Genomic DNA, 14,394 nt, shown 5'->3' with positions numbered 1-14,394 from the left:
AATTTCATCCTATTCCGAAGTCGATTGTTCTATAAAGTTGTAAATATCGTCAGTCGTCAGCTGATACTCCTGTTTATCAACTACCATGCCATTCTTATCTATTGCGATGGTCGTGGGCAAAGGACCGACCTGGTAAGCTTTGGTCACGTCTCTGTTACTGTCCAATGCAATTGGAAAACTTAAATTTTCATCCAGTCCGGATAAGAATTGGTTAATTTGCTGATTTCCTTCAGAAACGTTGACAGCCACAATCTCGTAGTCTTCGTGTCCCTCATTATATATTTCATTCATATCGGGCATTTCCTCACGGCATGGTTCACACCATGTTCCCCAGAAATTCAATATGACACCTTTATCCTGGTTGATTTCCGACAGCTTTAACTGTTCTCCATCTAAAGTTTCGAGCTGGAAATCCACTGCCTCGTCCCCTACTTGTACTGCCTGTGAATCAGAGGTCAGGTTAAACCATAATGTAACGCCTAATAATATGACTATACTTAAAATGATACTGATACGAAGTATATTTCTCGTTTTCTTCTTCATAAATTTCACCTACCGTAACAATTTTAGCTCTATTTATTATAGCATTCATATATTAGTACGGTTTGACAGTATTATGACAATTCATAAGTTAGCCTTTTGCATTCGCAATCAGTTTTTTCACTTCGTGCGGTTTGAGAAATCTATGATCACCTTCACTCAGATTATCCAAGTTTAAAAAGTCATATTTTATGCGAGTCAATTTGAGCACTTCAAGGTCGAAATACTCGAACATTCTGCGAACCTGGCGGTTTCGGCCTTCATGAATCGTTATGTCCAATATCATATTTCTGTCTTTTTTATCACGGATGATTTCGATGCCTGCAGGAGCGGTCATTCCATCCTCGAGACGTATTCCTTTCATCATTTCTCTCTGCTGATGTCTTTTCAGAATACCGTCCACTTTAACTCTGTATGTTTTGGTCACTTCAAATTTCGGGTGGGTCATATACTGGGTAAATTCACCATCGTTCGTCAAAAGTAAAATGCCTGAAGTGTCGTAATCAAGCCTTCCGACCGGATATATCCTTAAGTTCAGCCCTTCAAATTTTGACGTGACCGTTCTGCGGTTACTGTCATCTTCGACCGAAGATATTTCACCGGCTGGTTTATAATATAAAATGTATGTCTTCTCTTCTTTTGTTAACGGTATGCCGTCCACTTCAACTTTATCATTGTCTGTCACTTTCGTGCCGAGCTCTGTTACAACCGTGCCATTTACACTGACTCTGCCTTCGGTAATAAGAGTTTCGGCTTTACGGCGTGAAGTCACTCCGCTGTTGGCTATTGCTTTTTGTAAACGTACTTCATTTGTCATGTTCTTCCTCCTTTAAATTATTAAAGAACAGATCGATTTCTTCCTGCTCTTTAATGTCGTCCTGAGTCGGTAAGTCTTCCAGGCTTTCAAGACCAAAGACCTGCAAAAATGTTTCACCTGTGACAAAGTGCGCTGCACGTTCGTTCTCCAGGTTCTTTTTTAATATCAGATTTTTATTCATCAATGTTGAAATCGGACCGTCTGATTGCACACCGCGCAACTCTTCTATCATGGCGCGGGACGCCGGCTGGTTGTATGCAATAATGGACAACACTTCAAGTGAAGCTTGTGACAGTTTATTTTTAGGCTTATCCTGAAGTATTCTGTCGATGTATTTTTCCATATCAGCAGTTGTCTTTAAAAAGTATCGCTGATCGTGCCGGCTGATGGCCAAATGCGCCTTTTCATACTGGTCCACCTCATTATGCAGTTGCTGCTTAGTGATCGGCACATGCATGATCAGCTGTTCTTCAGTCAGTCCGACATCACCCGCGATGTACAACAGACCTTCAATTATATCTATTTTCTCCATGAATATTACTGCCTTTCGAATTGATAATCACCATCATCTGAAATGTGAATCATCATCTTATGTGATTTCACCCAGTCAAGGATGACAATAAAGACCGCCACTACCATTGGTCTCGATTCGTCGAGACTGAAAAGGTCCAGAAAGCCGAGAGATTTCTTTTCTGAAAATCTCTTGTCAATATATGACTCTGCATGTTCCCTTGAAACAACCTCCCGTCTGATTGTCACCTTCTGGGGCTGATTCAATGAAATACGCATTTTCACTTTCTGGTATGCTTCCAGCAAGTGTGATAAATTTAATGAAAGATCATCATTGTTATCATCACTTTCCTCCAGGTCATGCGGCGGTTTGATAAATGTTTTATCATTTTCCAGCTTGAGGTTGTGAAGTTCCTCAGCGTATTCTTTATAATTCTGGTATTCCAACAACTGTTCAAGCAGTTGTTCTCTTGGATCTTCATAATCCTCTTCGACCACTGCAGGTTCCGGCAACAGCATGAAGCTTTTTATTTTCAACAGTTCACTGGCCATCACTAAATATTCACTTGCTATATTTATTTCCAGGCCTTTCATCTGATTTATATATTCCATATATTGTTCCGTCAATGTTGCCATCGGAATATCATATATATCAATTTCAAGTTCTTTGATTAAGTGTAACAACAAGTCGAGAGGACCTTCAAAGATATCTAATCTAACCTCATAGGTAAGCATATTAAAACCTCAATTTTGGAGAATGATTATGGATAAAATTACTTTATTAAAATACTACAACGAATTTATTATAAAACAAGATTACTTTGAATGCCATGAAATCATGGAAGACTCATGGAAATCAAAAGAAAATTTTACTAAAAATCTTGATGAAGTGTTTTTCATTCAAGTGTCCACTGCTGAATATCACTACCGCAGGAACAACCTTTACGGTGCTAAGAAAATATATCGCCGAGCTGTGAACAGACTCCACCAAAACCCGATAGACTATAAAAAATACGGATTAAAAAGTGAAATAAAATCTCTTATCGAAAATCGTTTACATAATATTGATTATGTAAACTTCAAGCCGTTACAGCTGCCTCTCACTGATGACATGTACGAATCACTGCATTCCTTTGCCATGCTGGACGTATCATTGGAAGAGTTTTTCACCTATATAAAAGACCTTCATAAAACAAATATTATGCTGGTGGAAAAACATCGTTTAAGAGACCGCAGTGAAATAATCAAAGTCAGAAATGACAATCGTCTCAATCGACGTAAATAGTAACGACTGACTTACAAATGAAAAACTGCAGACAAACAATGATTATTTGTCCGCAGTTTTTTCATTTTTCCTATACTAAAAACACCCAGTACGATATTCCCCAAACCAATGCAAAGAGTAGTATTAAAAGAAAAACCAATTTTCTATTTTTCATATTAATTCAACTCGCCCAGCAAGCTTTTACCTTTAGACTCATACTGCACATTAAAGTTTTCTGCGATTGTTGCAGCAAGATCGTTGAAAGTATCACTGTTGCGTAAAGGACCATAGTTCAAGTCTCTCTTGGAAGTCATAAGTAATGGTACATATTCTCTGGTGTGGTCTGTTCCTGTATGTGTCGGATCGTTGCCGTGGTCTGCTGTGATAATAAGAAGATCGTCATCCTGCAGTTTAGCAGTAATTTCCGGCAGACGTTCATCGAATTCCTTTAATGCATTTGAATAGCCAGCCGGGTCTCTTCTGTGACCATAAAGTGCATCAAAGTCCACCAGGTTCAAAAATGACATGCCTTCAAAATCACGATCCATGACCTCAAGCAGTTTGTCTACCCCATCGTCGTTGCTTTTCGTTCTGACAGAGTCTGTAATGCCTGAACCTGTGAAGATGTCATTAATTTTACCGATGCCGATAACGTCCTTACTATTTTCTTCTAAAGCATTCAGCACAGTTTTGCCAAACGGTTCCAATGCATAGTCATGTCTGTTCTCTGTACGTGTGAAGTCCATTTTGTTCGTTCCGACAAATGGTCTTGCAATGACTCTGCCGACGAGGAATTCGGGATCTTTAGTCATCTCTCTGACTTTTTCACATATATCATACAGTTCTTCAAGAGGAATCACTTCTTCATGCGCTGCGATCTGAAGCACCGGATCATTTGATGTGTAAACAATCAGATCTCCGGTTTCCAGTTGATGCTCACCGTAGTCTTTAATGATTTCGGTACCACTTGCAGGGATATTCCCCACAATTCCACGGCCGGTTGCTTCCCGGATTTTATCCAATAATTCTTCAGGGAAACCTTCTGGATAGACTTTGAATGGTTTATCGATATGCAGGCCGGCGATTTCCCAATGGCCGGTCATAGTATCTTTACCCTGTGAAAGTTCTGCCATCTTACTGTAAAAAGCCTGAGTCGTTTCCGGGCAGCCGATACCTGGCAGTTTATCAATACAGCCCAGACCCAGCTTTTCCAGGTTCCCCAAAGTTACAGGAGAGTCTTCCAATAAGTGTTTGAGTGTATGGGTCCCTTCATCTCCAAATTCTTTTGCATCATGCTGTGCGCCGATGCCGACTGAATCCAATACAATTAAGTGTATTCTTTTAAACATATAATCCTACTTTCTTGGGTGAAATTGTTTATACATTTCACGAATTTTAGTGGTTGATATTTGTGTGTATATTTGAGTTGTGCTGATATCCGAGTGACCCAGCATTTCCTGGACCGCCCTTAAGTCTGCACCGTTTTCAATCAGATGCGTGGCGAAAGAATGTCTGAAAGTATGCGGTGTAATATTTTTCCTGATGCCGCTCAACAGTTCATATTTCTTTATTGTTTTCCATAGACCCTGACGTGTAAAGCCCCGCCCTCTGTTAGTAATGAAGAGATCTTCGTTGTCATCCGATTTAAGCAGTTGAGGCCTGACTTCAACAATATAATGGTCCAGCTTTTTTGCAACGAAATCAGTGATCGGAACAATTCTTTCCTTGCTGCCCTTACCGCTTACCCGGATAAAACCCATTTCAGTGTTCACATCTGCCTTTTTAATGTTGATTAATTCACTCACACGAATTCCGGAAGCATACAATACTTCCATAAGAGTGCTGTCTCTCATTCCGGCCGGTGAATTGTCCGGTGTATTGAGTAAAATTTCCATTTCCTCAATCGTCAAATACTCAGGAAGCTTCTTTCCCCCCCTGACAGCTGTCAACTTTACCGCAGGGTTCACTTCTATTATATTCTGATTGAGTAAAAACTGATGAAAATTTCTTAACGTGGATTGTGTTCTTGAGATGGTTTTTGGACTAAGCCCTTTTTCTGTAAGGTATTTAATGAACTGAATCAAAACTTCAGTGTCTACTTTATCAATAGAACGTATCTCATTGTCTGCCAGATAAGTTGAATAGTGTTTCAAATCCTGTCTGTATGAACTGAGTGAGGCTGTGCTCAGGCCTTTTTCAATTTTCAGGAAGGTGATATATTCGTCTACATATACATCAATCATTTTCCTTAATCTCCGAATTTGATGTGCACGTCCTGCATATGCCATGGAACGTCAAACGATGATCGGTGATTTTAAACTGGAAATCATTTTCAACCTTTTTCTCCACATCACCAAGCAGATCTTCTTCAATTTCTTCAACAGAACCACAGTTGATACAGACGAGATGATGATGAAAGTGTTCGGCACCCTCTTTACGGAGGTCATATCTTGAAACACCATCTCCAAAATTTATCTTATCTAATATTTTCAATTCATTAAGCAGTTCTAATGTACGATATACAGTAGCGAGCCCAATTTCAGGGTATTTATCTTTAACTTTCATGAAAACATCTTCTGCGCTCAAATGATCACTTTCATTTTCCAGTAATACCCGCAGTGTCACTTCACGCTGTGGTGTCAATTTATATCGCGCATCATGAAGGGCTTCTTTTATATGCTGTATTCTTTTTTCCACGACGCCACCTACTTTAATCTTTTATCAATACATATTATACAAAACTTTTATATGGATTAAAAGTTATTAATAATAATTATAAATAAATGCTATTCTAATTGAGAATTATAAATTTAATAATATATATTGTACAGCAATTATGGTTTTAGCATCACGAAAATGCCCTTTTTCCAGATTTTCCTTTAATGAACTGACAGGGATTTTGACAATGTCCAAAAACTCATCATTTTCAAGCGCCTGATCTTCAAATTTAATATCTTCGGCAATGTACAGATGAATCAATTCACTGGCAAATCCTGGAGCGGTATAGAATTCATAAAGCTTCCTGATATCGGTGCTGACAGCGCCAATTTCTTCTTTCAATTCTTTCTTCGCAGTTTCATCAGGTGCCTCATTCTCTTCAACCTTACCCGCCGGGATTTCTAAAATCACTTCTTCCGTCGGTGTTCTATATTGTCTGACGAAATATAAATGTCCTTCATGCATAGCAATAATTGCTACTGCCCCGTTATGATGGACAACCTCTCTTTTAGAAGTGTGCCCATTTGGAAGTAATACATCATCATGTGTCACTTTTATTATTTTACCATTAAATATTTCTGTTGAGTTGGTCACTTTCTCTCTCAAGTGATCAAATGCTTCATCATTAGTCATATGTATGCTCCTAGACTGTTTATTTTCTTAACTATACCATTAAATATATCGCTTTAAAAAGACAGTTAAAATAAAAAGATGGTGAAACTATTCAATTTTTTATTGAACTATTGATATAATTATTATATTGAATCAAATGAAGGAGTTTTTTAAGATGAAAACTATTCAATCCAATAATAATCTAGAGTTTTCTCAAGTCGCCCTGGGATGTATGAATCTGCCCCTGAAAGATGAATTAAAAACAGAGGAAATTATAGAATATGCTCTGTCTCAAAATATTAATTATTTTGATACTGCTGATTTATACCAATTTGGCAAAAATGAGGAAGTCGTCGGAAAGATTCTAAGCAGGTACCGCAGCCGCAACAATTTTACGATAGGTACCAAAGTCGGCAACGAATTCGATAAACAGCTGCAGCAGAAAACCGGCTGGAATCCAACAGCAAAATATATTAAAGAACAGGTTAAAAATTCTCTTCACAGACTGGATGTGGATAGTATAGACCTTTATCAGCTGCATGGTGGAACAATTGAGGATCCTAAAGATGAGACGATATCTGCATTCGAAGATTTGAAAGCAGAAGGAATCATCAAAAGTTACGGCCTCTCCTCCATACGGCCGAATGTCATTGATTATTTTATTAAAAACAGTAATATTGATACGTTGATGATGCAGTTTAATCCGATAGATAACAGACCGCTTGAACTGATGGACTCACTTCAAGATGTCGTGTTAATGGCGAGAGGCCCTTTGATGAAAGGGTTATTCACCCAGAAATTTGCGAAAGTGTTGCAACAGAAATTTCCTGATGGTATGTTTGGTTATTCATCCGAAGAGTTATATGTAATATTAAATGAATTCATGGAAGTCTCGGGTGATCTGAGTGCCCTGTCCTACCGTTACATCCTTGATAGTGCTGACATCATTGTGAGCGGCGTCAGCACTTTACAGCAGCTTGAGGATAATGTGGCCAGTTACAATAAGGCACTGGAAATGAACAGTGCAGACTTCACCGACATCTTTCAAAAATTAAAAATGTTAAGATATGAGGAACATAGAATATGAAAAATATAGGTATATGGATTTGGACAGGTCTCCTGTCAATTATCACTATTGTAGTCTCACTTGGTTATTATGCTTCAACTCAGACATTGTTTTTTAAACTGAGAGATGTGGAAGTCATAAAACGCAGAGAAACGAGAGCAAAAAGAATTAATCTGGATGAATTTAAAGAATTGCCGCAGGATGACAAACTCATCCCTTCAAGATTTAATTACAGTATCAATGCGATATTCGTCTATCCAAATGATACAAATAAGTGGGTGGTGCTTTGTCACGGCGTTACAGAAAATAAAGTCAGCTCCATAAAATATTTAAATATGTTTGTAGAGATGGGTTATAACTGTGTCATCTATGATGCCAGAAGACATGGCAACACTGGCGGCATCCACTCTACGTACGGATTTTACGAGAAGTACGATCTGGAAACGGTTGTCGATTACCTCCACGAACATTACGGCGCAGATATCGAGTTCGGTATTCACGGGGAGTCCATGGGGGCAGCGACTGTGCTGCTTTATGCCGGAGAGCTTTCCAACAAGGCAAAATTCTACATTTCAGATGCATCGTTTTCTAAGTTTGCAGACCAGCTGACATTCATTTTCGGGCAGTACTCCAGAATTGCATCACCATTAGTATTGCTTGTGACCAATCTGTTTTTCAGATTCAGAAGTAAATTTTCTTTATATAAAGTGTCGCCGATAAGAGTAATTGATAAAATTAAACAGCCGATATTGTTTATCCATTCTAAAAATGACAGGTTCATACCTTATCAGCAGACTATAGAGCTTTATAATAAAAAAGAGGGGCCCAAGTTCGCTTGGTACCCTACACGCGGCGGTCACGTTGAAAGTTTCAACCGCAATCAAAAAACTTATACAGAAAAAGTTACTTACTTCCTCGAGAACTATGTGGGATGGGAAGTTGAAAAAAATCATGAGCAAGATAAACATTAGAAGGCAGCTTTTTCTCAATCCCCGCAAGAAAGTCATCTTCATACCGGTTGCTTAAATGAGAAAGCAACAGATGGTTGTAACTGATATCGCTAAAATTATTCAGCACATCTGATATTTCCGAATGGAAATACTGGTGTGCTTTTTCATTCTCATTATCCAGATATGTCGCTTCATGGACAATCAGATCACTGTTATCGATCAGAGTGAAATATTCTTTGTTTGTAACAACACATGTATCACCATGTACTGATATTTTTCGACCTTTTATTTCCGGACCAATGAAATCCTCCGTACTATAAGATATTCCTTCATATTCAAAGACGGAAGAATTTTTAATGTCTGCATAGATCGGTCCGGGCTGAATGCCGATCTCTTTAAGTTTACTCGTATTTAAAGCGCCTTTTTTATTATCTTCCTTGAAAATATACAGGTAACTGTCAATCGTATGGTCCAATAAATATGCGCTGATATTAAAGCCTTCAATATTTATTTGAGAATTATGCTCTACTTCAATGATATTGAGTGGATAGTTCAATCTGGAGCTGCTGATTTCAAATGTAACAGTCAGCCATTCTTTCAATCCTTTTGGTCCATATATTGTAAGCGGGAGATTTTCGCCGCCCTGATGTGCTCTGGAAGATAAAAATCCCGGCAGACCATAAATATGATCACCGTGTAAATGAGTGATAAAAATATTTTTAACTTTTGATGGTTTTATATTAGTATGTAAAATTCGGTGCTGAAGTGCTTCGCCGGCATCTATCAGTATATACTGGTTGATTTCATCAATGACATCCAATATATAACTTTGTGTATTGCTCTTTTTTGAAGGTAAGCCTGCACCTGACCCAAGGACTGTAAACTGCATAAAATCACCTTTTTATATTGATTGCTCAATTATATCATAATTATTGTGTTTTTAAGGTGACAGTGAAATAATAATTATAAGAGAATAAGAATTATGAAGGTGGCATCAGGCAGTATGGAAACTGTTAATTTCATTGAAAAATTTATAATTTATATAGAAGATCACTTAAGAGAGCAAATAGACTATAATGAAGCACTTTATGATCTCGGTGTAGAACCAAAATCCTTTATAACCATTTTCACTTCTTTAGTCGGTATGACTCCTTATGAGTATCAGCAAAAAAGAAGAATGACTGAAATCGCTTATGAGCTATACGAAGGTCACCGCAGACTGATAGATATTGCCAAATATTATGGATATAGAAATGTAGATGAATTTAAAGATTTATACAGGCAGACAATGGGAATCTCACCCTATGAAACAGAAAGGCACATCAGACAGTTAGATTTATTAGAAAGAATCACTTTTGAAATTGTGCCCGTCGATTCACCAAAATATCCAACAAGAACTATATACATGGACAGTTTCAGAATTGTAGGTATCACACAATATTTCTCTATCAATGATTACAGCAGGGAGAAAAAACTCGCAGTTTTAAAAGAACTTGAAAAAGACGGCGTGATAGATGAATTGCTGAATTACAACACCGGTCATGTAAAAGGCATTATTTTACACGAAAGGGTCGTCAGGGATGAGATGGAGCTGATGATCGGCGTCAGTTCATTAGATGCAACACCGTTCAATGAAACTTATACCGAATCCAGTGATTTTACAATTTTTGAAGGTATGGGCAGAGCCGGTGTATTAATTGAAGATATGTATCAGTACATCTTCAGAAGATGGCGGTTTAAAATGAATAGGGACTTGAATTGCAACTTCTCAATAGAAGTGATTAAAAGTCCCTTTAACGTGGATTACTCCGAATCCAAAATACAAGTGTGGCAGTCTCTCGAATAAATAATTGAACCCCCATAATCAATGCTTTATTCCAGCATTGATTATGGGGGATTTTATTTTATCAATCCAATTGTAAATATAAATTACCATACTTATCCATCATATGTCCGGTACCTTCAATATAAATGATTGTAAACGTATTGTGATATGAGTTATTCACTTCTGTCGCATCATTATCTTTAACTTCTCCGGAAACTTTCAACTGATTCGTATCATTGACCAGCTCCATAGTATCTACGACAACCTCACTGTTATGACCGGCAACATCACCGCTTTCAACATGCGTTTCGGTTATCTGTTCATCACCGATATCGATTGTCATATAATTGAACGCCTGTATCCTTCCGTCTATAACCATGGTCCACTCACCCATGTAATCGCTTTTTGAAACATCGTAAGTATCGAATCTGCTGCTGAAGTCGGAAACGGTAAAGGGTTCCCGCTCTTTTTCTACTGTCGCTTCCACCTCGAATTCACCGTCTATACCAACTATTTCCAACCAGTTAAAATCGGAATTATATTCATACAGCGTTGTTGCATTCAATGTCAGCCAGCGCGCAGGGAATACCGGATCATTGTAGACGACACCTATATTGGACATCCCATTTAGCTGCATTAAGTATGATGGAAACTGATAACGGTGATTACCGTGAGTATTCTCGACAAAACCGTCTGCAAATCCACCCGTCTCTTTATCCATAATTCCAAAGCCGACCAAATCTGTTAAATGTCCTTCACTTTCCTCCATCTCTACGGCAGAAGCATATGAATAATTATAATCCAGGCCCGTTATGAAGTCGTTGATGTTAATCCCATAAGTATCCGTTGCCTCATTCTGAAGAAACCTTCCCAGAGTCGACACCGTATTGAACTGGTTGATTGCTTCATCGTATTTATATATAAAACGTGAAGGTGACTGCAGTCCGGTAGATGCCGTGGCTGTGGATGACATCAAATTTTCCATTATGATTTCACTGACGCGGTCGCCGTCCAGATCTATGACATCCAAAATCCTCGGTGCTGCTCCACCGTAAAAATTATATGTATATTCTGCATAAACTGCTTCTGAGTTACTGTCGAAGATCGCAAGTATATAATGACCGAGCTGAACTTCATCTTCATCAACACGAGTGTTGTTCAATATTTGAACAGTTTCATCATTGCCATCCCCGTCAATGTCTGTAATCCGCTCAAAATAATCTCTGTCTTCCTCTGAAGCTATTTCGAAGTTTTCTTCATTGACCATCTGAGCAATTTTATTCGGCTCCAGATTACTGATCAAAGATTCATCCTCTTCTGGTCCGGTAACTTCATCCTTTTTATCATCAGCGTCTTCCTCTGAAGATTCCTCATCCTGAACGTCTGACTCGTCTTCAACAGCAACATTCTCTAAATTCTCATCAACACTCTCAACTTCAGTTTCTCCCGGCTCATTCTGTTCAGTTTCCGATCGGCTGTCACTACCGACAACAACGACTTCTTTGTTTTCATCATCAGTGCCACACCGTGATAACATCAGCATTACGGCAAGCATCAATAGATATTTCATATTTCCCTCCTATAAAATAGCACCGGAGTATACTCCGGTGCAAGTCATTAAATATCCTGGAAACCTGTGATCTCAAAATCCAGTTCCTCGGAATCATATTCAAGCGTATATTGTGTAACTATTTCTGCAGGTTCATCGAGCAGATCATAATCTCTCTCGCTTTCCACATTAACCGTTATTGTACTGCCGTCACGTGAAAAATCTGAGTATTTAACGTCTGTAATAAACATGCCTTCGAATGTACCCGCATCAATGTTGGACTCAAGTGCTGCATATGCTTCTGTTTCATCACTGACATAATCTTCAATATAATCAATATCTTCAAACATATACATCGTTTCAAGAGCATAAAGATAGTTACTCAAAAATGATTCAACATTATCTTCCATATCATTTTCGAATGCTTCACGCTCTTCTTCCAGCTGTGCAGCATTACGTTCAGCTTCACCGGCATCATAAATCGCATCCGTATCAAACTCGAGCTCCACGAAGTGGACAGGAGCAGCATTTTCTGTTGAATAATCCATGCCGACTTCATCATAACTCAAATTAAGCGGCTCATTTTTACTTTCAAACGTTTCGCCTGCGTGCTCCACTGTCGCACTCACATCAAGTTCTTCTTCAAACTGATAAGGACCGACTCTGTCAGAGTAATCATTTGTGTTAACTTCAACTTCTTCTCCGCCGACAGTCACAGTAAGACTATCCTCGGAAACATCTTCATAGTACATGGAAGTCACGGATTCACTGATTGTCAGATAATAATAGCCCGGGTCTAAAACTGCCGACTCGCTATTCTGAAAATCTATATTTATAGAGGAAGGGAACTCTTTCTCATCAATAATCGCACTACCGTTAAATTGATATTTACCCGGTATCAGTTCAGCAAATTTATCACTGCCTGATGTCCACTTGTGTTCTGTTTCATCCATTGTGTAATTGAATTCATCCATATCATATGATTCTGACATATATATATTGGTCCTTGGAATCGTGAAACTGTAATCATCGAAAAGCAAATATTGAGAACCATCTTTGTTAACGGATAATAATGTATAAATACCATCAAATATGTCAGATCCCGGAGCACCATCACCCAGGGCTGTTTTCACATCCCCCACCCATGATTTGTATTTCGAAAATCCGGATACTTCGTCAACATAAGTGATATAAGCTTGAGCTTCTTCAAGTGTAATGTCATTGTCCACAGCTTTCTTCAATGCTTCAGCATCTTCCTCGGTTACGGCTTCAGCAATAGTATCCAGTTTATTATCCGGCGACAGAGCGCCTGCTATCAGGTTGTATACGATTACTATGATAATTGCGACCATAGCGAGGCCCGCTGCAAAAATGATTAGCAGTTTTTTCTTCGCCGGGTCCATCGGTTCCCTCGGTTCAGGCTGCTTTGCAGGTTCAACTTTTTCTGCAGCTGTTTCCACTTTGTGGCCACAGTGCGTACATACTTTTGCATCAGGGCGTATTTCTTCACCACAATTTTTACAGAATTTCATTTAATTTTCCTCTTTTCTACTTAAAACATCATCATGTTGTTTAATTCGTAAATAAAGTTTTCTATGAAAATACCGATTACCAACCTGCCCGTAATATAAAAAACGATGGCAGCCAGTACATAATAGACAATCAAAGCATAGAAACTGTCAAATTTCACATTATTGTTTTCAGCATATCTGAGCAGTATATAAACTGGTGTAGTGATAAATAAAAGAAACGCAATCAAACTCACTAAAAATCCAATTTCATAAAGTGTAATCAAGTTCAGTAAAGAAGCGAATACAAATAATGAAAATACAATGACCGCGGGTATAGAAAAGTCACTGAAGATCTCTTTCCAATGCTTACTCTCTCTAATAACAATAAGAATAAGCAAATATGTAATTCCGAAGAAAATGCCGAACACTATCAGCATTATGAAAATATATTCAAAAAGTGATGAAATAGGAACGACAACATCACCAAGCGCAGATCTCATCTGTATAAAAGCAATTATAGAACCAATCAACATCAGTAAGCCGACTGTACCTGCAACAATTGAAATATCATATCCACGGCCGATTGATCTTCCTGGCGACAGCACTGCATCTTTGTAAAATGAAAATACTTCAGAAAAATATGTTTTCGCTCTTTCACTGCCCTGACCTGTCGAGGCATTATAATTATTAATTTTTTCTGATTCTTTTAAATTTCTATCCTGGTTATTGTTATTAACAGTAGGGTCAGGATTACCTTCGAGGGGTTCCATCTTTGAAAGATCTTGACCGCATTCACCGCAAAACTTATCCTCTTCAAACACTTCGGCACTGCAATTAGGGCATATCATAATATTCCTCTTTATTAAAGTCATGATAAAGTATACCAGTAAAATATTTACAGGACAATATGTAAATAAAACTAATGTTTGTCTTTATATTAATAAGATATAAATTATCTGTTAATTATATATGGAGGTTGCATCTTAAACATTTAATGATGTCCATTGCATGAAGAAAGCATATAATTTCTGA

16 protein-coding genes are annotated in these 14,394 nt (G+C 38.1%); 4 read left to right on the top strand and 12 right to left on the bottom strand.

Annotated features, from left to right (window positions below):
* Positions 1–9: 9 nt before the first annotated feature.
* The 4 genes from resA to BO48_RS02020 all read right to left on the bottom strand — a co-directional run bounded on the left by resA (position 10) and on the right by BO48_RS02020 (position 2,602).
* Positions 10–543, bottom strand: a complete 534-nt coding sequence (resA, locus tag BO48_RS02035) for a thiol-disulfide oxidoreductase ResA (protein ID WP_496365757.1) — start codon at positions 541–543, stop codon at positions 10–12.
* A gap of 88 nt (positions 544–631) precedes the next feature.
* A complete protein-coding gene (locus BO48_RS02030; RefSeq protein WP_496365756.1) occupies positions 632–1,357 on the bottom strand; it encodes a pseudouridine synthase in 726 nt (241 codons plus the stop codon).
* Positions 1,347–1,889 (bottom strand): SMC-Scp complex subunit ScpB, encoded by a 543-nt coding sequence (gene scpB / locus BO48_RS02025; protein WP_496365755.1) that lies wholly within the window; start codon positions 1,887–1,889, stop codon positions 1,347–1,349. Before scpB ends, BO48_RS02030 begins: the two co-directional genes overlap by 11 nt.
* 5 nt (positions 1,890–1,894) lie before the next feature.
* Positions 1,895–2,602 (bottom strand): segregation and condensation protein A, encoded by a 708-nt coding sequence (locus BO48_RS02020; RefSeq protein ID WP_496365754.1) that lies wholly within the window; start codon positions 2,600–2,602, stop codon positions 1,895–1,897.
* A gap of 28 nt (positions 2,603–2,630) precedes the next feature.
* Between BO48_RS02020 and BO48_RS02015 the strand changes: the two genes are divergently transcribed.
* The gene (locus BO48_RS02015; RefSeq protein ID WP_496365753.1) at positions 2,631–3,152 is read left to right on the top strand and encodes a DUF309 domain-containing protein; all 522 of its coding nucleotides are present in this window, start codon (positions 2,631–2,633) and stop codon (positions 3,150–3,152) included.
* A gap of 155 nt (positions 3,153–3,307) precedes the next feature.
* Here BO48_RS02015 and deoB read toward each other — a convergent pair whose 3' ends face one another.
* From deoB to BO48_RS01995, 4 genes are all read right to left on the bottom strand, one after another.
* The gene (gene deoB / locus BO48_RS02010; protein ID WP_496365752.1) at positions 3,308–4,480 is read right to left on the bottom strand and encodes a phosphopentomutase; all 1,173 of its coding nucleotides are present in this window, start codon (positions 4,478–4,480) and stop codon (positions 3,308–3,310) included.
* A gap of 6 nt (positions 4,481–4,486) precedes the next feature.
* The gene (xerD, locus tag BO48_RS02005; RefSeq protein WP_496365834.1) at positions 4,487–5,371 is read right to left on the bottom strand and encodes a site-specific tyrosine recombinase XerD; all 885 of its coding nucleotides are present in this window, start codon (positions 5,369–5,371) and stop codon (positions 4,487–4,489) included.
* Positions 5,367–5,828: a ferric iron uptake transcriptional regulator gene (fur, locus tag BO48_RS02000; protein ID WP_496365751.1), complete on the bottom strand. Its 462-nt coding sequence runs from the start codon at positions 5,826–5,828 to the stop codon at positions 5,367–5,369. The genes xerD and fur overlap by 5 nt, the downstream gene beginning before the upstream one ends.
* Before the next feature lie 105 nt (positions 5,829–5,933).
* A complete protein-coding gene (locus tag BO48_RS01995; protein WP_496365750.1) occupies positions 5,934–6,482 on the bottom strand; it encodes an NUDIX domain-containing protein in 549 nt (182 codons plus the stop codon).
* 154 nt (positions 6,483–6,636) lie between these two features.
* Here BO48_RS01995 and BO48_RS01990 point away from each other — a divergent pair, with 154 nt between their 5' ends.
* Both BO48_RS01990 and BO48_RS01985 read left to right on the top strand, forming a co-directional pair.
* A complete protein-coding gene (locus BO48_RS01990) occupies positions 6,637–7,548 on the top strand; it encodes an aldo/keto reductase (protein ID WP_496365749.1) in 912 nt (303 codons plus the stop codon).
* Positions 7,545–8,498, top strand: coding sequence for an alpha/beta hydrolase (locus tag BO48_RS01985; protein ID WP_496365748.1), 954 nt, complete (start codon positions 7,545–7,547; stop codon positions 8,496–8,498). The genes BO48_RS01990 and BO48_RS01985 overlap by 4 nt, the downstream gene beginning before the upstream one ends.
* Here the strand turns inward: BO48_RS01985 and BO48_RS01980 are convergent.
* On the bottom strand, positions 8,431–9,366 hold the full coding sequence (locus BO48_RS01980) for an MBL fold metallo-hydrolase (RefSeq protein ID WP_496365747.1): 936 nt from the start codon (positions 9,364–9,366) through the stop codon (positions 8,431–8,433). The two genes, BO48_RS01985 and BO48_RS01980, sit on opposite strands and share 68 nt — an antisense overlap.
* Positions 9,367–9,459: 93 nt before the next feature.
* On the opposite strand from BO48_RS01980, the gene BO48_RS01975 reads away from it, so the two are divergent.
* Positions 9,460–10,323 (top strand): helix-turn-helix domain-containing protein, encoded by an 864-nt coding sequence (locus tag BO48_RS01975; RefSeq protein WP_496365746.1) that lies wholly within the window; start codon positions 9,460–9,462, stop codon positions 10,321–10,323.
* Positions 10,324–10,384: 61 nt separating this feature from the next.
* Here the strand turns inward: BO48_RS01975 and BO48_RS01970 are convergent, their stop codons facing one another.
* The 3 genes from BO48_RS01970 to BO48_RS01960 are packed head-to-tail and all read right to left on the bottom strand — an operon-like array spanning position 10,385 to position 14,210.
* Positions 10,385–11,872 (bottom strand): hypothetical protein, encoded by a 1,488-nt coding sequence (locus BO48_RS01970; protein ID WP_496365745.1) that lies wholly within the window; start codon positions 11,870–11,872, stop codon positions 10,385–10,387.
* A gap of 47 nt (positions 11,873–11,919) precedes the next feature.
* A complete protein-coding gene (locus tag BO48_RS01965) occupies positions 11,920–13,383 on the bottom strand; it encodes a TcaA second domain-containing protein (protein ID WP_496365744.1) in 1,464 nt (487 codons plus the stop codon).
* A 20-nt stretch (positions 13,384–13,403) separates the two neighbouring features.
* Positions 13,404–14,210: a hypothetical protein gene (locus BO48_RS01960; RefSeq protein ID WP_496365743.1), complete on the bottom strand. Its 807-nt coding sequence runs from the start codon at positions 14,208–14,210 to the stop codon at positions 13,404–13,406.
* Positions 14,211–14,394 lie beyond the last annotated feature (184 nt).

Source organism: Lacicoccus kunmingensis DSM 17847 (assembly GCF_059568765.1).
This window is presented reverse-complemented; position numbering and strand designations above follow the sequence as displayed.